At 38.9% G+C, this 21,985-nt stretch carries 17 protein-coding genes and 1 tRNA gene; 1 reads left to right on the plus strand and 17 read right to left on the minus strand.

The features are described 5' to 3' along the window. Positions 1-13: 13 nt before the first annotated feature. From I6E11_RS02475 to I6E11_RS02495, 5 genes are read right to left on the minus strand one after another with little or no spacing between them, the layout of a single operon-like run. Positions 14-499 (minus strand): GNAT family N-acetyltransferase, encoded by a 486-nt coding sequence (locus I6E11_RS02475; protein WP_235336235.1) that lies wholly within the window; start codon positions 497-499, stop codon positions 14-16. 41 nt (positions 500-540) lie between these two features. Beyond that, positions 541-1,941, minus strand: a complete 1,401-nt coding sequence (locus I6E11_RS02480) for an alanine/glycine:cation symporter family protein (protein ID WP_235336236.1) — start codon at positions 1,939-1,941, stop codon at positions 541-543. A 37-nt stretch (positions 1,942-1,978) separates the two neighbouring features. Continuing rightward, the gene (locus I6E11_RS02485) at positions 1,979-2,632 is read right to left on the minus strand and encodes an RNA-binding domain-containing protein (protein WP_235336237.1); all 654 of its coding nucleotides are present in this window, start codon (positions 2,630-2,632) and stop codon (positions 1,979-1,981) included. Positions 2,633-2,674: 42 nt separating this feature from the next. Next, positions 2,675-3,973 (minus strand): L-cysteine desulfidase family protein, encoded by a 1,299-nt coding sequence (locus I6E11_RS02490; protein WP_235336239.1) that lies wholly within the window; start codon positions 3,971-3,973, stop codon positions 2,675-2,677. A 12-nt stretch (positions 3,974-3,985) separates the two neighbouring features. Further along, positions 3,986-5,977 carry a protein-disulfide reductase DsbD family protein gene (locus I6E11_RS02495; protein ID WP_235336240.1) on the minus strand — a complete coding sequence of 664 codons (1,992 nt, stop codon included), beginning with the start codon at positions 5,975-5,977 and terminating at the stop codon, positions 3,986-3,988. 229 nt (positions 5,978-6,206) lie between these two features. On the opposite strand from I6E11_RS02495, the gene I6E11_RS02500 reads away from it, so the two are divergent. After that, positions 6,207-6,291 (plus strand) — tRNA-Ser (locus I6E11_RS02500). Between the two features lie 243 nt (positions 6,292-6,534). Here I6E11_RS02500 and I6E11_RS02505 read toward each other — a convergent pair. The 12 genes from I6E11_RS02505 to trpA all read right to left on the minus strand — a co-directional run bounded on the left by I6E11_RS02505 (position 6,535) and on the right by trpA (position 21,983). Next, complete coding sequence (locus I6E11_RS02505) at positions 6,535-7,707, minus strand: TlpA disulfide reductase family protein (protein WP_235336241.1); 1,173 nt, start codon at positions 7,705-7,707, stop codon at positions 6,535-6,537. 9 nt (positions 7,708-7,716) lie between these two features. Further along, complete coding sequence (locus I6E11_RS02510; RefSeq protein ID WP_235336242.1) at positions 7,717-9,132, minus strand: RagB/SusD family nutrient uptake outer membrane protein; 1,416 nt, start codon at positions 9,130-9,132, stop codon at positions 7,717-7,719. 22 nt (positions 9,133-9,154) lie between these two features. Then, positions 9,155-12,340: a SusC/RagA family TonB-linked outer membrane protein gene (locus I6E11_RS02515; RefSeq protein ID WP_317221508.1), complete on the minus strand. Its 3,186-nt coding sequence runs from the start codon at positions 12,338-12,340 to the stop codon at positions 9,155-9,157. Between the two features lie 217 nt (positions 12,341-12,557). Further along, entirely contained in the window at positions 12,558-14,363 is a 1,806-nt protein-coding gene (locus I6E11_RS02520) for an AraC family transcriptional regulator (protein WP_235336244.1), read from the minus strand. 153 nt (positions 14,364-14,516) lie between these two features. After that, a complete protein-coding gene (locus tag I6E11_RS02525) occupies positions 14,517-14,798 on the minus strand; it encodes a hypothetical protein (RefSeq protein WP_235326613.1) in 282 nt (93 codons plus the stop codon). A 4-nt stretch (positions 14,799-14,802) separates the two neighbouring features. Beyond that, complete coding sequence (locus tag I6E11_RS02530) at positions 14,803-15,084, minus strand: xenobiotic reductase B (protein WP_154044056.1); 282 nt, start codon at positions 15,082-15,084, stop codon at positions 14,803-14,805. A 154-nt stretch (positions 15,085-15,238) separates the two neighbouring features. After that, positions 15,239-16,249: a GGGtGRT protein gene (locus tag I6E11_RS02535; RefSeq protein ID WP_022125481.1), complete on the minus strand. Its 1,011-nt coding sequence runs from the start codon at positions 16,247-16,249 to the stop codon at positions 15,239-15,241. Positions 16,250-16,269: 20 nt separating this feature from the next. Beyond that, the gene (locus I6E11_RS02540) at positions 16,270-16,971 is read right to left on the minus strand and encodes an iron-sulfur cluster assembly scaffold protein (RefSeq protein WP_154044054.1); all 702 of its coding nucleotides are present in this window, start codon (positions 16,969-16,971) and stop codon (positions 16,270-16,272) included. A 280-nt stretch (positions 16,972-17,251) separates the two neighbouring features. Further along, positions 17,252-19,021, minus strand: a complete 1,770-nt coding sequence (locus I6E11_RS02545; protein ID WP_235336246.1) for a two-component system sensor histidine kinase PhoR — start codon at positions 19,019-19,021, stop codon at positions 17,252-17,254. A gap of 18 nt (positions 19,022-19,039) precedes the next feature. After that, complete coding sequence (locus tag I6E11_RS02550; protein WP_235336247.1) at positions 19,040-19,726, minus strand: two-component system response regulator PhoB; 687 nt, start codon at positions 19,724-19,726, stop codon at positions 19,040-19,042. A 102-nt stretch (positions 19,727-19,828) separates the two neighbouring features. Beyond that, the gene (locus I6E11_RS02555) at positions 19,829-20,878 is read right to left on the minus strand and encodes an asparaginase (protein ID WP_235336248.1); all 1,050 of its coding nucleotides are present in this window, start codon (positions 20,876-20,878) and stop codon (positions 19,829-19,831) included. A gap of 325 nt (positions 20,879-21,203) precedes the next feature. Next, positions 21,204-21,983, minus strand: coding sequence for a tryptophan synthase subunit alpha (gene trpA / locus I6E11_RS02560; RefSeq protein ID WP_235336249.1), 780 nt, complete (start codon positions 21,981-21,983; stop codon positions 21,204-21,206). Positions 21,984-21,985: the final 2 nt, after the last annotated feature.

Raw genomic sequence — 21,985 nt, forward strand, 5'->3', positions numbered from 1 at the left:
ATTTGTTTTTCTGTTATAGTATCAGTTCATAATCTATTACGTCAAGATATTTGCCGAATTTCATACCTACTTTCTTGAAATGTGATACACGTTCAAATCCAAGTTTCTCATGAAGAATGAAGCTGCTGTTGTTTCCTTCAGTTATACATGCAATGAGTGTCATGAATTTTTTTTCCCGGCATATGTTTATCAGTTCCTGCATCAGTTTCTTTCCTATTCCTTGTCCTGTGTATTCAGGAGCTACGTAGACGGTAGTTTCTAGTGTACGGCTATATGCATCTTTTTCTTTCCAGGGGTGTGCATAGCAAAATCCTGCAATATACCCTTCTGTAGTTTTATAGACCAAATATGGATATGAGCAGGAGAGTGCTTCTATACGTTCAGACATTTTTTCTACAGTCCACTCTTGCGTATCAAAAGTTGCAACACTTTCGCGTATATAATGGTTATATATATTGGCTATTTGTTCTGCATCTGATACCAATACTTTTTTTATCATATTGTTTTATTTTCATTGTAATAAACAAATATACGAAATATTTACCAACAATTGATATCTTTTTCTATATCTTTCATTTTATCTTTAGTAAAGACAGGACTTTTTATACCGTTTTTCTTTTGCATTAGGTAGTCATCAAGAAGCCTGAAAGCATATTTGCCCAACAATATAATTGCTATAAGATTACATATAGCCATCAGTGCCATTGTAACATCGGCCAGACTCCACACAAAGTTCAGACTGGCTATGGAACCGAAAAATACCATTGCACCAACCAATATGCGATATATATGTATCACACTTTGTCTCTTTGTAATGAAACGTATGTTGGCTTCTCCATAATAATAGTTTCCAAGTATGCTGCTATATGCGAAGAACAGTATAGCAACGGCTATGTATGTACTTCCGATACTTCCAATTTGGCTGTTCAGTGCAGCTTGTGTGAGTTGTATACCGTCAAGTCCTGCATTTAGATTTTCACCACTGAACAAAATAATGAATGCGGTGCATGTACATATCAGTAATGTGTCTGTAAAGACTCCAAGAGCCTGAATGAATCCTTGTTTGGCCGGATGAGTGACGTGTGCAGTGGCTGCTGCATTTGGTGCTGAACCCATTCCGGCCTCGTTGCTGAACAGTCCTCTTTTTATACCCTGCATAAGTGCTGCACCTATTCCTCCTCCAACAGCCTGCTCAATACCGAATGCATTTTTTATTATCAGAATTATTATATCTGGCAGGTGCGTTATATTGCTGATTACTATATATAATGCAAGGATTATATACCCTAATGCCATGAAAGGAACCAGAAAACTGCTGACGTTTGCTATTCGGTGTACACCTCCAAAAATAATGATTATTGTAAGTAATGTAATTCCAATTCCCATATAGACCGGGGGGATATTGAATGCACTGTCGAACGCTGCGCATATTGTGTTACTTTGCACGGAATTGAATGCAAAACCGAATGTGATAGTAATCAATATTGCAAAAAGAACTCCAATCCATCGTTTTTTTAATCCCTTTTCCATATAGTAGGCTGGTCCGCCTATGTAGGAATGTTTGCTTTTAATCTTAAAAAGTTGTGCTAATGATGATTCTACAAATGCACTGCTTGCTCCCAAGAGAGCTATTATCCACATCCAGAAGATTGCTCCGGGGCCTCCGACTGTTATGGCTGTAGCTACACCTGCAAGGTTGCCTGTACCTACACGACTGGCTAAAGAAATAGTAAATGCCTGAAATGAAGAGATATGTTTTTCATGACCGTCTATCTTGGCTGTAGAGTCGCCAAGTAGTCTTATCATTTCTCCCAACATCCTGAACTGTACAAATCTGGTTTTGAAACTGAACCATATTGCACATCCCAGCAACATAGCTATAAGGATGTATGTCCAAAGTATATCGTTTGCCTGATTGATGAATTCTGTTATAATGCTCATTATCAAAAAAAATATAATTTCTTTTTATGTTTTTGATTTATGGTGTTATATCCTCTTTCAGTTTGAAATAGAATGTATGTTCTTTGAAAACTTGCTCCACAAGTCCAAATCTGATGAAATCAGCCAATAATCTGCTTGTGGTAATTCTTGGAATTTCTGACAGTTTACTGCATTTGTTTAGTGTCAGCTCTCCATATTTATCCAAAATGTTGAGAAGATGTTTTTCTCTTTCGGAATATGTAACGATAACCTTTTCTTCCTGCTTGTTGTGTTTCCATCTGTTTAGGAAAACTGTATCAGCAAGAATATTCTCATCTTTTATTCTGACGTATGCCCATGCCTTGTTTTCTGCATCAATTGCGCAGACAGGTTTGTTTTTACTCTCTTCTATAGTAACTTCAAGAATATCTTTGCCCTGAACTCGGTATATCTTGTTCGAGATATTCACCTCAGGCTTGCAATACATTTTTGCGGCGGCCTCTATCATATAAATTTCTTCTTCAGAGCGCACGCCCGCTATTTTTCCGTTATCTTTTACTCCAACCAAAAGTCTTCCGCCTTCAGTATTTGAGAAGGCGGATATGCTTTTGGCTATTTTCCTTGCATCCGAAATAGCGAATTTAAAATCCTGATGGACGTGTTCACCTTCGTCAATCAGTTTTAGTATATAAGATTCGTCAGTAGGGTGCATAATGAGTTTAGTTTTGTGTTTGTGTAGTATATGAATAGTCTTTTAATATTCGCAAGACTTGTGGGTCATGATGTCGAGTACTACCTTATCCGTTTCGTTCATTCCTACAGAGCCGATTCTGGTAAGGTTTCTTATACTCAAATCAACATCATCTTCTATTATACCTTCTACGGAAGTTACACACTTCTGTTCCATTGCCATAATGGCAGAGAATACAGCTGTAGATACTCCACTTGTAACTTTCAGTGCACAGCTAGGTTTTGCTCCGTCGCATATCATACCCGTAAGATTGGCTATCATATTCTGTACGGCATAAACTATCTGCTGATATTCTCCTCCCATGAGATATGTTATACCACAGCTACTACCTGTAGCAGCTACCACACATCCGCATAGTGCAGAGAGACGACCGAGACTCTGTTTGATATAAATTACAGTAAGATGGCTCAATGTCAGGGCGCGAATAAGTTCTTCTTCTGTCTTGTTGTTGTCTTCAGCATATACCACTACAGGCATTGTTGCTGCTATACCCTGATTACCGCTTCCTGAATTGCTCATCACTGGAATCATGGCACCTGCCATACGCGCATCGCATGCAGCTGATGTATATGAAAGTATATGAGTGAAAGTATTGTCTCCCATAATATCTCTTTCATTTTTGCATCCCATCAGTGTCTTGCCCAGTTCATGTCCGTAATGACCTTTAAGAGAACGTTCAGCAGCCTGCTTGTTGAGGCGTTTTGACTCAAGGATAAATCTTATCTCATCCAGTGGAGCTGTAGTGGCAAATTCATAAACCTTGTGCAGGCTGAGGTTGAGTTCATCATCGTTAAACTCGTTCTCACCGGCCACCTTTTCATTCAGAATGACATCGCTATTCTTGCTTACATATACGAAATTTGTATGTCCACCGCTGATTATTGCTGTTGCTTCATCCTTTCCGGCCGAACATTTTACTTCAATGTACAGTTTTTCTTCAATACCATATTTTAGGCCTATTTCAATGGCTTGCGAGTCAATCATCTTCTTGCCTTCTTCTACGGCTTCAGGTGTACAGTCTTTTAAGACTTCAAGCTGATAATCTGATTTTCCGATGATTGCGCCCAACGCTATAGCTATAGGAAGTCCTATCATGCCTGTACCGGGAATTCCAACACCCATGGCATTTTTCAGGATGTTTGCGCTAAGCAGTACTGATATCTTTTCAGGTTTTTTTTCCAATGTCTCTGTTGCTTTAGCTACACAAAGAGCTACTGCGATAGGCTCTGTACAACCTATCGCAGGAACAACTTCTTTCTTTATCAGGGCAATTATTTGCTCTCTTTCTGATTTTGAAATCATCTTTCTGATTATTTATTTTTTGTAGTTCTTTAAACCGGTTTCAAGGAAATCTATATATAGATTGATGTCCTCATCGTATGAATATGATTTGTTCAGAGGCATACCTTCATTGTCCACCAGTACATAGAATGGCTGTGCATTTGCTCCGAACTTGGAACGTTGCAGATAGCTCCACTTGTCACCTACAGTACGCAAAGTACGTTCCTTGCCGTTCTCTGTTACAGTAATAGGTTCAGCCAATTTAGTCTTGTCGTCAACGTATAGTGTGATAAGTACATAATCTTCTGTCAATAGCTTGCTCACATTCTGGTCTGTCCAAACAGCCAGTTCCATCTTTCTGCAGTTTACGCATCCATATCCTGTGAAGTCTAGCATTACAGGTTTATTATTCATACGTGCGTATTCCATACCTGCTTCATAATCTGTGAATTTTGCATGTACTTCATTTTTATATAAGTTGAAATCCTGTGTCTGCATAGGAGGAGCGAATGCACTTACAGCTTTTAGTGGAGCTCCCCAAAGACCTGGTATCATATAAATGGCGAATGCCAGAGATATTAGGGCCATGAAAAATCTCGGTACGCTTACTTTCTGGTCGTCATCATCATGAGGGAATTTGATTTTACCCAACAGATACATACCAAGCAGACCGAATATAACAATCCACAATGCAAGGAATGTCTCGCGGTCAAGTATTCTCCATCCATATGCAAGATCGGCAACAGAAAGGAATTTCAGTGCGAAAGCCAGTTCAAGGAAACCTAATGTCACTTTGATGACATTCATCCATCCACCTGATTTAGGCATTGATTTAAGCCATGACGGGAATAGGGCGAAGAGTGTGAACGGTAACGCAAGAGCTATGGCAAAACCAAGCATACCTATTGCAGGTGCAATAACGCTGCCAGTAGTAGAAACTTCTACAAGCAAGAAACCGATTATAGGACCTGTACAAGAGAATGATACAAGTGACAATGTGAATGCCATAAGGAATATGCTTAACAGACCTGTTGTCTGTTCGGCCTTGCTGTCAACTGCATTGCTCCATTTTGAAGGAAGTGTTATTTCGAAAGCTCCGAAGAATGATGCTGCAAAAACAAGAAGCATCAGACAGAAAAGTATATTGAATACAGCATTGGTTGATAATGCGTTAAGAGCGCTAGCGCCGAAAATAAGTGTGATGGCAAGTCCAAGGGTAAGATAGATGACTACTATTGAGGCACCGTATGTCCATGCGTCGCGTATTCCTTTCTTCTTGTCCTTAGTACGTTTGAGGAAGAAACTTACTGTCATAGGTATTATAGGCCATACACAAGGAGTGAACAGTGCAAGAAGACCTCCGGCCAAACCTGTCAGGAATATATATATCCACGACATTGATTCTTCTCCAGCATGCTCGCCGAAACTGTTAAGTTCGTTTATTACAGGTTTCCAATAGTCAGTTTTTTCAGATGAAGCAATTTTTAGAGGAGTCATGCTTATTTCAGAGCTGCCATCTGCATTATTAGTAATATCTTCTTTACTTTCACTTGCAGTAGCAGGACTTGTACTTGTTCCGTTAAAGCTGAAATCCACGCTGGTAGGAGGGAGGCAATTTTCATCATTACATGCACCGTATTCCAGATAACCTTTAATACTATAGTTCTTATCTGTTATTTTTATTTTCTGTATGAATGTAGCCTTATCTTTGAAATATCTTACTTTCATACCGAAAATAGGATCCATTTCGTTTATCTCATTTCCAACAGGAGTCAGTTTACCTATAGTTTCAGCTCCTTGGATTTGATCAATGTTGAAAGATGCGGAAATCGGACCACCTTCTTCTAATTCTGTTGAATAGACATGCCATCCTTTATCAATTGTGGCATTGAAAATAATTTCAGCCTCACTGTCTGAATTTTGTTTCCATTCAGTTTTGAATTTTATTGGCTCTTGTATTTGAGCTAGAGCCGGTAAGGCTAAGAGGACTGACAATAGCCAGTAGAACAATAGTCTTTTCGTCATTTTTTTACAATAAAATTAAGAGTTGATAATTTTTCTGCAAAGATACGTATTTTTTATATGATTTATAATTCTGCTAATTCTCTTATATGATTTTTTATGTGTTTTACTGGTGGTTTAGACCTTTTTTGAGAAAAAATGAATGATTTTTTTCTGTAAAAGTTTGCAGATTCAAAAAAAATCCCTACCTTTGCATCGCTTTAGAGAGATAAAGCACTTCGAAAGGAGTTTTGGAGAGGTGGCAGAGTGGTCGATTGCGGCGGTCTTGAAAACCGTTGTACCGCGAGGTACCCGGGGTTCGAATCCCTGTCTCTCCGCATGAAAATCCGTTAAGCTATTGCTTGACGGATTTTTTTTGTATATGCTATACTTATTTATTGAGATAGTCATATCAAATAAAAAAATAGAAAACGCACATTTCTGCCATTGTTGGGTAACTATTTTTTTTGTATAGTAAGTTACCCAACTAGAAACAGTGAATTATAATTAAAATGTGATGATATTGTTCCAGAATTAAGATTGTTTAATTTGTCTTATTCAAAAAGGTTTCCTTCTAAATTTTATTGAAGAAGTTCTTTTAACCTATTGGTGAGTTCTTCTCCTAAAATGTTTTCTCCTATCATTACACCTTCTGAATCAATCAAGTATGTAGTCGGTACAAATCTTACCTTATAAAGGCTGGCTACACCTGTTTCGTCTAAAAAGTTAGGCCAAGCAAGTTGTTCTTCTTTTAAAGCCTTTTCCCATTCTTCTTTTTTCTTGTCGATGGAAATACTGACAATTTCGAATCCTTTTTCGCTATATTGAGCATATAGTTTTTTTAGATTAGGTATTTCCTTTCGACAAGGATTGCACCAGGATGCCCAAAAATCAATTAGTAAATATTTCTTTCCTTGACGCAAAGTAGAAAGAGTAACATCGTTTCCGTTTTTGTCTTTAACGGTAAATTCAGGGACTTTGGTTCCTTCTTTTCCGGCAGGATAGAGTTCTTCCTTTACCTTCTGTCCGTAGTAAGATTGCTTGGCTGATGGAGAAAGTGCTTCATACCATGGTTTCATGTCTTCGCTTAGATATCTCGTAAATGATATCATCATTAAAGGTCCCCAGAATGAGTCTTTATTAGCCATTACAGTCTGATAATATATAGAATCTACTATGTTAAAGAATTTCTTGTCAGCTGTCATTCTGGCTTTTCCTCTTTCGCTTTGTTGTAGCTCCTTAATTCTGTTCTGGTCCTTCTGCTGGTATGCTTTCATCATCATGCTATCGTAATCTGCAAACTTGCGTGCATTATCAGCATACAGTGAATCCAAATAAGTACGGGCAGACAATAACGAATCATACTTTGTGCTGAGTGGCGAACCGCTAACCGATAAATCAGAAAGATTGTAAGATAGGTTACTGTTTGTTTCTCGTTCAGTTACAGCTCCACTTATTTCTATTGGTGTGTTTTCCAAAATAAGGCTACGCCATCCGTAGGCATCTTTCACTATCAGGCGCACAGCCCTTGGTTCTTCCACTTTTCCTTGAAATATAAACTGTCCATTGGTTACTGTTGTGTCTGCCATTGGAGCTTCGTTGTCGTGGCTCACTGGTACCAGTTGTACATGTGTTCCATCAGGTAATCCTTCAACACTTCCTTTCAATACATATCCATCGGTTACAGGCTGACCTGTACATGCCATCATGGCCAAACTTAAAAAGGCCATCCAAGAGAGATTTTTCTTTTTCATAACGTGGTTTTATTTAGATACATTCTGTTCAATAGTTCCGTTTCCAAGATTATTCAAAGCGCCGGCTGGGAAAGGCATAGTCCACAAATGTGAAGTCGGGCTTAGAGTATATTCTGTTCCATTGTAATTTTTTGTCATTCTACGTAAGTATTTTCCTTCGCTGTTAAAACGACGGGCATCTGCAAAAGGAACTATGGAGAATATCAACTCATTGTCTTTAGTGTTCCGAATTAAAGAAAGAGCTTCCTCAAGTGTACTTGCAGTTGCAGGACGATACATCTCGGGGCGGATGCGTGTAGCGCGTACTGCATTGAGCGTATTCATCGCTTCTGTAAAATCATTTTGCGTTGTTAGTCTTGCCTGACATTCGGCTTTGATGAGATATGCCTCGCATGTGGTTAGTCCTCCATGATTGAAGAAACCGGAAGTCAAAGCCGCATAATATGTGTCGTTATTATCTACCTTAAGTTTCCAGCGTGAAAGGAATCTGGCATCTCCATCTTCAAAGCGTGCGGCTCTTTCTACAGGAATGTTATATTCATAGCTGTCGTAGTTTGACTGTCCACCGTAGCGTAAATAATAGTTTTCCACGTAATCATATTGCATAGGGGTGGCGAGCTTGTCGTAGTTATCGGGGTCTTCAATAGCGATATGATGTTCTTCGTAAAAAGAATTCCAGTCATATAGCTGATTGTTCTGTTCCAAGGCCCAATTGGAATAGCGTAATGCTTCTTCATAATTCTGCATTTGCAGATATATCCTGGCAAGTAAAGCATAACCTGCCCCTAAATTAGGATGAATTGCTGTCATTGACTGAGCTGGTAATCCCATTTCAATGGCTTCTTTAATATCATTCAACATGAAGTCATACAAATATTGAATAGAAACCTGTTTATAGGGTGCATCAATATTGGCACTTGTAATAAGGGGTACACTTAGCTTTTCTTCGGCAGTAGAGGCATCGTAGGTATCTGCATAATAGTTAGTCAGGACATCATAGCAAAGCGACCGTATCACTTTGGCGTATGCTATCACCTCGTTCCGTTCTGCGTCTGTAGCTTCAGTGGCTGTCGGAGCATTTTCTACAATCAGGTTACAGTTGGATATTGTCGCATATAGTGCATAATAAGTATCTTCATCTGAATTGTTCAGCATGATACGGTCGGCAGACTCATCCCACATGTAGTTGGCCCGATTGAGGCTTGGTGAGTTGACTTGTGCATTTTTCAGGTAAACGTCGTTCAGCAGATACAAAGCGTTCAAAATAGGTGTACGGCCATTTGTGTACTGGTCTCGTAACAGTGCTTCGAAGTCAGCCAGTGTAGTTGGTATTTTGGAGCCTTTCGGCGGTATGTTCAAGTAATCGTTGCATGCACTGCATATAATGCATGTGAGTACAATCAAAAGATTTATAAATTTAGTCATAAATGTCATGCAATATAAATGGTTAGAAATTCAGGTAAACGCCACACAGGTAGTTAGGCTTGGTATATCCGCCAAGCAAATACTTGGCATTGCTGCTTTTGGCCATTGTAAACACATTCTCCATGCCCAGCATGATACGTGCATTCTTCAGATATAGTTTATGACACCATTTTGAAGGAATGCGGTAGGTCAATGAAAGGTTTCTTAAACGCCAGTTTGTTGCATCAATTACGTTTATAGAGGAGTTGGCATACATACTTTGGTAGTTATAGTTGTAGAGTGGGCTTTCCGTAGATATATAGCGTGGTATATCAGTATGAGCTTCGTCACCAGGTTCACGCCAGCGATTTTCTATGTCTTTGCTGACTACTCCCATACCCGACGAAATAAATGCTGTGTTTGTGTTACGCATTTTATGTCCGCCTTCAAACAGAAACTGAGCAGCCAGTTCCCAGTTCTTCCAGCGTAGATTTGTACTGACAGAACCATTATATATTGGTACGGTAGTTCCCAGGTAAACGAGGTCCTCAATTTCCGAAGGAGTCATATCTGTATATAATTTTCCTTCTGCGTCATATACTTGCGGAGTTCCGGTCTCACTCAATCCTGCCCATTGATAGCCATAAATGGCATTGTATGGATTTCCTACCCGTGGATATGCGGTAGGGTAATCAATTACCAGATATGCTACCGGAGCTTTCACATTTACATACGTTACTTTATTTTTGTTATAACCTAATACACCGCTTACATTCCAGTTCCAGTCGTTGTGGCGAATAACATCTCCCGACAGCGTCAATTCAAAACCTTTATTTGTCATTTTTCCGTTATTGATGGAATATGTGCTATATCCCCATCCTTCAGTCGGTACGCCATTGGTATTGGCAAGAAGGTCAGTTCCTTTTTTATTGTAATATTCAATAGAACCGTTGAGGCGATTACCTAACAATGCAAAATCTATTCCTACATTGAGAGTTGTAGTCTTTTCCCAACGTAAATTGGGATTCGGACGACTTGAAATAGTACCCTGAATACCTCCTACCTGGTTATTATTGTTATAATATGCTATCATGTAAGGAGCTGAGTTTTTTGCAATGTTACCGCCGATACCATAACTTGCACGAAGTTTTAGCATGTTGATCCATGCAACATTGAAGAAAGCTTCACGATCAATATTCCAGCCAGCTCCTACCGACCAAATAGGTCTTTTCTGATATTTGGAACCAGTTGAGAACAGATTCGTTTTGTCCCAACGAATACTTCCACTTACCATGTACTTTCCGTCATAAGTATAGGCTGCATTGCTATAGACCGATACATAACGGTTTACAAGTTCACGAATGTAAGCAAATTTTTGTTGGCTAAAGGACGCATATCCCCATTGCCCATTGAAGTTGCTTAGTTGTCCGGCATTAATCATGCTGTAAGTCAGCAGTTGTGGATCATAATTGTAGAGTGTACGGTCGTTATATTCCATTTTGTTTTCTCGGGTTTCCGTACCCAGAATCATGGTTATATCATGTTTCCCGGCAATTGTTTTGTTAAAATCCAACTGTTGACGGAAATTATAAGCATGTGTCGTATTTGCTGATGTAAAAAATACATTGCCATAAGGTAAGGCAAATGTGGAAGTACCGTCATTATTTGATGTAGAAAATGTATTTACCATGTTTCTCACCTCAAAAGAGTCTTTTCCTTTCAATTGCTCAGTTTTATATTCTGCATATTCATACTGGAAGGACGCTGTGTATTTTAGCCAGTCGGTAAACTTGAAAGTGAGTCTGGCGAATGTACGGTTGCTGAAATCACGGCTTTTCGTCAGATTCATTCCGATTTCATCCAGCGGTGTTATGTCCAGATTATATAAGCCGTTGTTGTGCAACAGATTCAGATTGTACAGACTGTAACGGTCTTCTTCTGTATTTGTATAATACGTGCCGTCACTGTTCATCAGTCCGTCATAAGGCATATAAGTATAGCCCGGCGAAAAGAGATTAAATGATTGTGTGGTTCCTTTTCCATAATTCAGGTAAGTTCCTACATCCAGAGTAAGCCACGAAGTCATTTGTGTTGAGTTCTGCAAATTAATACCGATAGTGTTATTTTCTGAGAACTTATCCTCCAGCTGGTTTTGGCGATATGATACGGATGCGTTGAAAGTGTTTTTCTCTGTTCCTTTTCCGATGTTCAGGTTATATTGTTGAGAAAACGGATTACGTTTGCCGTATTTTTCTATATCCTTGTAATAACGGTAACCTTGTGAAGCCAGTCCTTTCAGATTGCTTTCAAGTTGGTCTTGAGTGATATTCCCGGCATAATAGTTTAGTATATTACGTATTCCCTGAGTTGAATATGACATGTTATCCAAAACTGTGTTAGCGTAGCTTCTTACATCACCTTCATGTAGTTGGGGGTTCTGTGCAGCCCATTCACGTTCCAGTTCAATCATCGTAGCCGATCCTGCCAGATATTTATCAGCATACGTGTCATAAGGATTAACTGTCAGTGTAGCGGAAAATGATACATTAAGCTCGTCTTTTTTTGCTCTTTTTGTTGTGATTACAACGACTCCATTTGCAGCGCGAGCTCCGTAAATAGAAGTAGCGGCAGCGTCTTTTAGTACAGTGATGCTCTCAATGTCTTCCATATTAAGATCTGGTACACTTTCTATCCAGTTACCATAACCATCGTTGGTCGTTTTCTCTACGGGGAAGCCGTCAATTACGTACAATGGGGTAGTAAGTCCGTTCATTGAGGTAACTCCTCGGATTTTTCCATCACTGTATCCTGCAACACGGCCTTCGAGTATTGCTCCCATATTGCTAAGGCGTTGTGTCTCCAACTTTTTGGAGTCAACTTTTGAAAATGCTCCTGTTGCACGTTCTTTAGAAATGGTTTGATAACCTGTTACGACTACCTCATCAAGAAGTTCTGATGAAGGCTGTAAAACGATAAAATAATCATTATCGGCATTCAGTTTCACCCGATGTGTTTTATATCCCAGATAGGAAGCTTCAATCTCTTTTGTATCAGATGGAAATGTCAGTGTAAAGTGTCCCTGAACATCCGTAATGACAGCTGCAACAGATCCTTTGGCGTCATCATTTACCTGTTTTACGTGGGCTGCAGGCAGCGGCTCGTTGTTTTCATCCACTACAATGCCATGAATTGTGCGGTTGCCCTGCGCATGAGTTTCGCAGACAAACATAATAAACGTACATAGCCAAAGCAGGAAGAGGATTCTGAAACGAGTTTCATGTAATGCTACTTTCTCCATACTTATATCTTTTTTTTAAGGTTATAGATTTAAACTTTAATTTTGCTCATGTGCAAAAATGTAAAAAAAAGATATAATATTGATACTAAATACGCGTTCAAATTCGACAATTGTTACTTTAGGAGAAGATTTTTTGTTAAAACGTTTTTCATCCTTCTTTTTTATGCATGGTAATAACCTTATTGCGATATTGTTTTGGTGGAATCCCTACAATATCCTGAAAAATTTTATAGAATGTGCTCATGGAATTAAATCCCACTTCAGAAGCTACGGCCTTTAATGGTATATCATTTTTAGGATCGCTAAGCAAACGGATAGCCTCCTGAATTCGATAACTGTTGACGTATTGCGTAAAATTCTGTTGTGTTTGCTCATTGATTATTTGCGACAGATAAGTGCGGTTTGTTTCAAGTAAGTCGGCAACACGCTCTTTTGTCAATAAGTTTTCTTTATATACCTTTTGTTCCTGCATTAGTTTTTCCAGTCGTTGAAACAGTAAAGTTTTCTTTTCATTACTCAATGAAGAGGCCGCATACTTTTCATTGGTAGAAGAAGTTACACTTGCTGCTGTATTTATATGTTCCTGCTGTAAGGAATTAATTATGGCTTTGAGATGTTCTTCCTTGCGGATTGATTCCTGATGCTGTCGCACGATACTGGTATATAAAATGTTTTTCCTCCTATACATAAGCCATAACGTAAAGGTGACAATCAGAATCACTATAAGGACGCTAAAAAGGGCTTGTTCCTTTTTTTCTTTCTGTAGCAAAACAAGTTTCCCTTCCCGAATTTCATTTGCCTGACGTTCTGTATCGTACTTTATGCGAAGTTCACTCAGCATTTTTTCTTTATCGATATTGAATATACTGTCTGTTTCCTGCTGTAACTTTCGTTGCCAGGCAAGTGCTTCGGCATACTGTCCCATGTTTTCATAACAGACAGACAATGTATTGATTACTTGGTTTCTATATACCGCACAGTTCTCTTCTTTTGTGAGTGATAAGGCTTTTAGAAGTAAGTCTACAGCTTGCTTATTATTTCCATCTTCCTTTAATGCTATCGCATATTCATTCAGTAAAATTACTTTGTATGAGGTCTGGTTCATAGTATTCAGCGATAATCCTTTCCTGTAATATTCAATCGCCTGTTTTTTATTACCTTTAGCAAATTCTATCATGCCGTATATTGCGTACACATTCCCTTGATTGTAATACTCGTTCTGGTTCATGATAAATTCGGCTTCCTTTATATACGGTAAAGCTTTATCATATTCCTTACGCAGATAATACATATATGAAGTGTTTAATGAACCGATAAATATAAGATAGGCTGAATTTTGTTTATGCCCCATTTCGTAAGTTTGCAGTGCATAAGTCAGGCCCTCAGGATTGTTTTGTAAAAAATAAATACTGGAGATATTTCCCAGCAGAATAGCTTCAAGTTCACTGTTTTCACTTTTGTGGGCCGCTTCTATTCCTTTAAAGAAATAATGCAGGGCAGAATAATAGTCTTTGTTAATGTTACTGGCATATAACCCCATTCCGTTATAAACGGAACATAAAGCCGAATAGTTATTTGCGCTTTTTCCCAGCAAAGATGCTTGTCCGAGATGATTTATTGCGCTCGAATCACCTAACATGACGTATGCTTGCCCTAATGCGATATGTGCATACAGCAAGCTATATTCATAATCTTGTTCTTCATATCCTATACGAAATAATTCTTCCCCATACTCTATTACTTTGCGGTAATCAGCTTTGTGTAAATACAAAAAACAAAGTTCTTTTAATACTTGTACATCTTTCGGATTGCGTTTTAATATCTGTTCCTGCTGCTGTATGGCTGGAAGAATGTTTTCTTGTGCCTGACATGTCAACAGGATACAAATAGTGGAAAATATAATTATTTTAAGTCTTAATTTTATGCTTATCTGTATAGGGCTTGATTTCGGCATGATATTCTTAAAAATTTATTTATTGCATTGGAAGTGCAATAGATGTATTGTAAAATGGTCGTGAATTAGTCATAAATGAACTGAATTACTACTATTTCAATTCTTTAAAAGCTTCCGCAAAGAACATATTAAACCACTTAATGCTGTGATTTGTTACTTCATGTTTTGCTGATTTTTTAAGATAAGGTCATTGGAAAAATTGGTCTCAAAGGCAAAATCTTTATGTAATGAAATTGCATTTTCTTTCTGTTTTTGTAACTCGCCGGCTACTGTACCACCAATCCACCGTTCTTCCCATTCTGGATGTTCTTTACGTAAGTTGAGTGCAAGTAAATCGCCATCAAAAGATTTGCAGTGAATGTAATAAGGGGATAATCTACTTTTCCCAGCTCCGTTAGGACCTGCTATGACTGTAAATTCTGGACGTGCTTCCATTCCTTTATTTATTTAATAAATAAGCATATCTGCCTTTTCCTTTATCAGCAGTTCGTGAAATAATTTGATAGCTTCTTGTATTTATATCATAGCTTACCAAATCTTCACTACCATCTGGATTTGCTAAATAGTAATTTCCTTCTTTATCCCAAAATGGAATGGAAATTCCTTTAGCCCATCCTTCCAAGTAAATGCGCTCTACTTCTTTGCGTACTTCTTCATTTACTTCTTTGATGGTCTTTCCGTTGGATAGTTTGATTTTTTCTATTTCAGCGTATTCACACATGATTATCAATGATTTATGCTGCAAAGATAGTATAAATTATGGTTTTAGACTAATTTGCGTATTTATTTGCATTCCATTTACGTTAAGGCAAATGACAAAAAAACTCCTGCAACCATTTAGATTACAGGAGTTTATATATTCGATTAAGTATAGATTACTTATTCAAAGCAGTAGCAACGTCAACTGCACATGCAACTGTACATCCTACCATCGGGTTGTTACCGATACCCAGGAATCCCATCATTTCTACGTGAGCAGGAACTGATGAAGATCCAGCGAACTGAGCGTCTGAGTGCATACGACCCATAGTATCTGTCATACCGTAAGAAGCAGGACCAGCAGCCATGTTATCTGGGTGAAGTGTACGACCTGTACCACCACCTGAAGCTACTGAGAAGTATGGCTTACCAGCAAGAACACGTTCTTTCTTGTAAGTACCTGCTACTGGGTGCTGGAAACGGGTAGGGTTAGTAGAGTTACCAGTGATTGATACATCTACGCCTTCTTTCCACATGATAGCTACACCTTCGCGAACATCGTCAGCTCCGTAGCATTTTACTTTTGCACGAGGACCGTTTGAGTAAGCGATTTCACGAACTACTTTCAATTCGCCAGTGTAGTAGTCGAACTGAGTCTGAACGTATGTGAATCCGTTGATACGAGAGATGATCTGAGCAGCGTCTTTTCCAAGACCGTTCAAGATACAACGGAGAGGTTCTTTACGTACTTTGTCTGCTTTTGCAGCGATTTTGATAGCACCTTCAGCAGCGGCGAATGATTCGTGACCTGCCAAGAAAGCGAAACATTTAGTTTCTTCGCGAAGCAACATAGCAGCCAAGTTACCGTGGCCAAGACCTACTTTACGGTCGTCAGCTACTGAACCTGGGATACAGAATGACTGCAAACCGATACCGATAGCTTCAGCAGCTTCAGCAGCGTTTTTGCAACCTTTCTTCAAAGCGATTGCACAACCTACAACGTATGCCCATTTAGCATTTTCGAAGCAGATAGGCTGAGTTTCTTCACAAGTCTTATAAGGATCAAGACCATACTGTTCGCAGATAGCGTTAGCTTCTTCGATGTCTTTGATACCGTTTTCGTTCAAAGCAGCAAGAATCTGTTTGATACGACGGTCCTGGCTTTCAAATTTTACTTCTCTAATCATAATGTTCTTTCCTCCTTATATTATTCGTGACGTGGATCAATGTGTTTAACTGCACCCTGTTCTGCTGTGAAGCGTCCGTAAGTACCTGTTACTTTCTTCAATGCTTCGTTAGCGTCTGTACCTTTCTTGATTTCATCCATGAACTTGCCAAGGTGAACGAATTCGTATCCGCAGATTTCATCGTTTTCATCCAAAGCGATAGTCTTGATATATCCTTCAGCCATTTCAAGGTAACGAGGACCTTTAGCTAATGTTCCGTACAATGTACCTACCTGGCTACGGAGACCTTTACCCAAGTCTTCAAGACCTGCACCGATCATCAAACCGCCTTCAGAGAAAGCTGACTGAGTACGTCCGTAAACAATCTGCAAGAACAATTCACGCATTGCAGTATTGATAGCGTCGCAAACCAAGTCTGTGTTCAATGCTTCAAGAACTGTCTTACCTGGAAGGATTTCTGAAGCCATAGCTGCAGAGTGAGTCATACCAGAGCAACCGATTGTTTCAACCAATGCTTCCTGGATGATACCTTCTTTCACGTTAAGAGTCAGTTTACAAGCACCCTGCTGAGGAGCACACCAACCGATACCGTGAGTTAAACCTGAAATGTCTTTGATTTCTTTTGATTTAACCCATTTTCCTTCTTCAGGAATTGGAGCCGGACCGTGATTAGGTCCTTTTTTTACAACACACATGTGTTCAACTTCGTGTGAATAAGTCATATTCTTTACGTTTTTATTGGTAATAAAAAAATAAGTTATTTCGTAAACCTTGGATAGGCACACTTGCCTTTTCCGAACGCAAATTTACTTCTTTTATTCTTTTTTGCAACCTTACTGTGCAAAGTTTTTGTTTGATTTTATAAATATTTTTATGTGATTTTGTTATTTTGCAAACTCTACTTATCAAAATGTTTTTTCTTTGCCTATATTGATTTCCACATTATTATATATACATAAAAACGGAACTTGCCATTTTCTGTTGAGCAGTCCCGTTTATTTTTTATTTCTGTAAAGTAAACACAAACTCCAATCCTCCGTTAGGAGCATTTTTTGCAAATATTGTTCCTCCGTGGAATAGCACAGCATTTTTTACTATAGCAAGTCCCAGACCAGTGCCACCAAGTTTTCTGGAGCGTCCCTTGTCTACTCTGTAGAATCGTTCGAACAGGCGTGTCAAGTGCTCTTCTTCTACACCGATACCGGAGTCTGAGAAACTGAAATAGTAGAACGTATCATCCTCGCGGAAACAGTTTATGGTGATATGTATGTTTGTTCCGGCATATGCTATAGCATTGTCCATAAGATTCCTGAAGATTGAATACAGCAATGAGTGGTTACCGTTTATCATGAGTGCCTGCGGCATAAGGTTTATCACCTTGATATGCTTTTCTTCCAGTCCCAGGTTTACTTCATTTATAATATTTTCTACTACAAGACTTAAGTTTACAGCTTCTCGTTCCATCATTTCAGGTGCTTCGTCCATTCTGGTCAGAACAGAAATATCACGCAGTAGAGTGGTTAGTCTGTTACTTTGTGCATAGCTTCTTTCCAGGAATGTTCTTACAGTTTCCTTTGGAATGTTGGGATTGCTTAGAATCGTTTCCAGATAACCTTGGATACTGCTCACAGGTGTTTTCAGTTCATGTGCTATATTTTGTGTGAGATGCCTCTTCAGGCGTGCCTGTTCTTCTTCCTGAGTTATGTCGTTTATGGAAATTTCGAACGACAAATCCTGGAATATAATACATTCTATAGTAAACGTTCTTGCGTTTTTGTTCAGATGATGTGTAACTCTTTTTTCTTCTTTGCTGTAGTTTCCTTCATTTTTATTGAGAAACTCTATTATGGGCTTAAGTTCCGGAATTGTGAAAATTTCGTCAGTAGAACTTAAGTTACGGTCTGAAATATTGTTTATATATTGTGTAAACAGACTGTTTACCAGTATTTCCTTTCTCTCTTTCGTAAAGACTCCAAGGCCTTCGTGTGATGTTTGCAGGTGTGATATAAGTTTTTCTCTTTCTATGTAGAGTGCTTCTTTTGCTCTATGGAGTCTTTTATAGATTGTAATGATATGTTGCGATATTTCTCCCAGTTCGTTCTTTGGGAAGGTGCGCAATATATCCATGTCTATAGGTTCATTTTTGTCAGCTTTCAGTGCAAATTGTTGCAGATTGGTTATGGATTTTCCCAATTTATAAGTAAACCTGTAGAAAATAATCATCAGTACAATACATATCAGTATTGTGAACCACACATATCCCATGTCTGCTTCAAGATGTTCTGTGAGGCTTACGTTGTATGGAAGTGCCGAACGCAGAATGATACGATGTTTTGGAAAGTATTTGGCAGAATAGAAGAATTCTTCACCATTGAGGCTTTCGGAAAATCTGCTTATGGCATATCCGCTGCCGTACATAAGTGCATCCTGAATTTCTTTTCTTGAAGAATGATTCTGAAATTCTTCAAGCTTTTTATCAGTAGAATCGAATATTACTTTGCCTTCCGGGGTAATTATAGTTACACGCAGATTAGGTATCATGTGTGTCATGATATAGTTCTTCAGAGAATCCAGCGAACCTGCATCGGCCATATATCCGTACATCTGTTCGTTGTAATTTTGTAATTGCGTGTTTAGCAGTTCTGTCTTGTATGATTTTTCACGCTGGTATTGGAACAGCATGAAACATGCTGCAAAAGCTACGAATAGTGTTATGACAGACAGGAACAGTTTACGGCTGAAAGTAAGTAGACGTATATTAAACTTTGTCATTTTTACGCTTAAGATTAATTATTCACATTCGAAACAATATCCATATCCCAGACGTGTTACAATGTATTTGCCGTATTCTCCTATTTTCTTTCTTAACCTTGTGATGTTTACGTCGATAGTGCGGTCCAGTACATATACTTCGTCATGCCATACTTTTGAGAGTATGTCTTCGCGTGAAAACACACGACCCTGATTCTGAAGCAGAAGCAGCAGAATTTCAAACTCTTTTTTGGTCAGTGAGATTTCCTCACCGCGTATTACTACTTTTTTCTTACTGGAGTCAACTACCATATCTCTGAAAACCAGCTGGTCATTGCTTTTGCTTTGTACGTTTGCCGTACGACGTATGACTGCCTTTACTCGTGCCAAGACTTCCCTTAGTGAGAATGGTTTTGAAATATAGTCGTCTGCGCCAAGGTTGAATCCTGTAAGCGTGTCGTTCTCTGTATCTTTTGCAGTGATGAAAATAATAGGGATATTTGCTGTGTCCTTATTCTTTTTCATCATGCTTGCCATTCTGAACCCTGATATTTCACCCATCATAACATCCAGCAGAAGGACGTTATATTGAGTTAGGTCGAGTTTCAATGCTTCCTCTGCCGAGTTGGCAGTGTCTACCAGATAGCCTTCGGTTTCCAGATTGAATTTCAAGATTTCACACAAATCTTCTTCATCATCTACGACTAAAATTCTGTAATCGTTCATAATGCCTTTATTTATTGTTTCACAAATGTATTCAATATTATTTTCAGGTGCAAAGATGATGCGATTTTATTACTGATGTGTGAAATAAATATTACAATTATGTTACAATCTAGCTTTTGTGAACTCACCAGCTATAGAGCGGTTCATTTCATTTCTTATTTCTCGCGGGCTTAAGTCGTGACCTAAAAGGAACATAAGTTTTGTCAGTACACTTTCCACTGTAGCGTCGTATCCACTGATAACTCCGGCATCGAGTAGATGAAGTCCTGTTTCATAGCGTCCCATTTCCACCATTCCGGTTTGGCATTGTGTGATATTAACTATAACTATTCCTTTGCTGGTTGCCTCGGCTAGCAGTTTTATGAACCATTCTTTCTGAGGTGCATTTCCTGAACCGTATGTTTTCAGAACTACGGCTTTCAGCCCAGGTGTATTTAGTACGGTGCGCACCAGTTTCTCCTGTATTCCAGGGAAAATGGTCAGTACAAGTACATTCGTATCGAACACATAGTGAGGATGCATTGGTACTCCCGGCTTTACTTTCTTTATTTTGTCATACTCATATTTTATGTGTATTCCGGCAGTGGCAAGTGCAGGATAGTTGTACGAACGGAAAGCATTAAAATTCTCTGCATTGATTTTTGTGGTACGGTTGCCTCTTAGCAGATGGTTTTCAAAGAAGATACAGACCTCAGGTACGACAGCTGTTCCGTCCGGATGTTTTGCCGCAGCTATTTCTATTGATGTAATGAGGTTTTCTTTTCCGTCAGTACGTAGAACACCTATTGGCAACTGGCTACCGGTAAGGATGACAGGCTTGCTCAGATTTTCAAGCATGAAACTTAGTGCCGAAGCTGTGTATGCCATAGTGTCTGTACCGTGCAGTATCACAAATCCGTCAAAATTGTCGTAGTTATAATCTATTATTTTCACCATTTTTGCCCACAATGCAGGCTCCATGTCCGATGAATCAATAGGTGGGTTAAACTGATAAGACGATATACGATAGTTAAATCTTTTCAGTTCAGGAACGTTCTCCTGTAATTGATCAAAATTGAAAGCTTCGAGGGCTCCTGTTTCAGGATTTTCTATCATTCCTATAGTTCCCCCAGTATATATTAGCAGGACTGACGGGTAATCCGGTTTAATCATAATTCAGTATCTGTATCTTTGTTATTGGTGCAAAGATAGGATTTTTATGCCTTATTTAAAAATGTTAATCATTTAAATTTTGAAAATCGTACTTTCTATTGTCAACTAAAAGTTTGCTAACATGATTGACGCGCTATGAATTGAGTAGCAATTTGTAAGGATTGTACGGCCTAGATTGTTTATTATGATAGTCAAAATGACTATCTGTTTTACGGGTGATGATGTTATAAAAAAACTAAAATATAAGTTGTCCTAATATATTTCTTTGTAAATCCAGAACGACGTTTGAACAGTATTCTGCCACTGTTTAAACGTCGTCATGATATTATAAGATTTCCAGATTCTCCTTGAGCCTTTTTACTGCCTTTTCTGCGTTTCCGTTTTCTTCATTTAGCAGAGTCACAAATCGGCTTCCGATGATGCATCCGGCGGCGTGTGTCGCTGCAGCCTCGTATGTCTGTCGGTTTGAAATTCCGAAACCTATCATGCGTGGGTTGCGGAGGTTCATGCTTTCTATCCGTTTGAAGTATTCCTGCTTTTGACTGTCGAAATCCTTCTGTGCTCCGGTGACGGCAGCCGATGATACCATGTAGATAAATCCTTCGGTATTTTCGTCTATTAGGCGTATTCTTTTTTCCGATGTTTCGGGGGTGATGAGCATTATCACTTTGATGCCATACTTTTCGGCTGTTGGTTTTATTGTCTGCATATACTCGTCGAATGGCAGGTCGGGGATGATTACTCCATCAATGCCTGTCTGTTGGCAGTTTTCGAAGAAATGATTTATGCCGTATTGCATTATAGGGTTTAGATATCCCATAAGAATGAGAGGTATGTTTGCGCTGTTGCGGATACCTTCCAGTTGTGCAAACAGGCCTGTCAGTGTCATGCCGTTGCGTAGTGCCTGGCATGACGCGTTCTGAATCACAGGACCGTCGGCCAGAGGGTCGCTGAAAGGTATTCCAATCTCAATCATATCCACTCCGTTCTTTTCGAGCGAGGTTATTACTTCCACTGTATTGTCGGCTTTCGGTGCGCCAGCACAGAAATAGATTGATAGGATATCATGTGTCTTATTGCTGAAAAGTTTGTTTATTCTGTCCATAG

The sequence above is a fragment of the Bacteroides caecigallinarum genome (assembly GCF_021531075.1).
GTDB lineage: Bacteria > Bacteroidota > Bacteroidia > Bacteroidales > Bacteroidaceae > Phocaeicola > Phocaeicola caecigallinarum_B.

Bases quoted from the DNA above. Each gene is read 5' to 3' on its own strand.
- I6E11_RS02475 (WP_235336235.1), bottom strand. From the start codon at position 499: ATGATAAAAAAAGTATTGGTATCAGATGCAGAACAAATAGCCAATATA.
- I6E11_RS02480 (WP_235336236.1), bottom strand. From the start codon at position 1,941: ATGAGCATTATAACAGAATTCATCAATCAGGCAAACGATATACTTTGG.
- I6E11_RS02485 (WP_235336237.1), bottom strand. From the start codon at position 2,632: ATGCACCCTACTGACGAATCTTATATACTAAAACTGATTGACGAAGGT.
- I6E11_RS02490 (WP_235336239.1), bottom strand. From the start codon at position 3,973: ATGATTTCAAAATCAGAAAGAGAGCAAATAATTGCCCTGATAAAGAAA.
- I6E11_RS02495 (WP_235336240.1), bottom strand. From the start codon at position 5,977: ATGACGAAAAGACTATTGTTCTACTGGCTATTGTCAGTCCTCTTAGCC.
- I6E11_RS02505 (WP_235336241.1), bottom strand. From the start codon at position 7,707: ATGAAAAAGAAAAATCTCTCTTGGATGGCCTTTTTAAGTTTGGCCATG.
- I6E11_RS02510 (WP_235336242.1), bottom strand. From the start codon at position 9,132: ATGACTAAATTTATAAATCTTTTGATTGTACTCACATGCATTATATGC.
- I6E11_RS02515 (WP_317221508.1), bottom strand. From the start codon at position 12,340: ATGTTTGTCTGCGAAACTCATGCGCAGGGCAACCGCACAATTCATGGC.
- I6E11_RS02520 (WP_235336244.1), bottom strand. From the start codon at position 14,363: ATGCCGAAATCAAGCCCTATACAGATAAGCATAAAATTAAGACTTAAA.
- I6E11_RS02525 (WP_235326613.1), bottom strand. From the start codon at position 14,798: ATGGAAGCACGTCCAGAATTTACAGTCATAGCAGGTCCTAACGGAGCT.
- I6E11_RS02530 (WP_154044056.1), bottom strand. From the start codon at position 15,084: ATGTGTGAATACGCTGAAATAGAAAAAATCAAACTATCCAACGGAAAG.
- I6E11_RS02535 (WP_022125481.1), bottom strand. From the start codon at position 16,249: ATGATTAGAGAAGTAAAATTTGAAAGCCAGGACCGTCGTATCAAACAG.
- I6E11_RS02540 (WP_154044054.1), bottom strand. From the start codon at position 16,971: ATGACTTATTCACACGAAGTTGAACACATGTGTGTTGTAAAAAAAGGA.
- I6E11_RS02545 (WP_235336246.1), bottom strand. From the start codon at position 19,021: ATGACAAAGTTTAATATACGTCTACTTACTTTCAGCCGTAAACTGTTC.
- I6E11_RS02550 (WP_235336247.1), bottom strand. From the start codon at position 19,726: ATGAACGATTACAGAATTTTAGTCGTAGATGATGAAGAAGATTTGTGT.
- I6E11_RS02555 (WP_235336248.1), bottom strand. From the start codon at position 20,878: ATGATTAAACCGGATTACCCGTCAGTCCTGCTAATATATACTGGGGGA.
- trpA (WP_235336249.1), bottom strand. From the start codon at position 21,983: ATGGACAGAATAAACAAACTTTTCAGCAATAAGACACATGATATCCTA.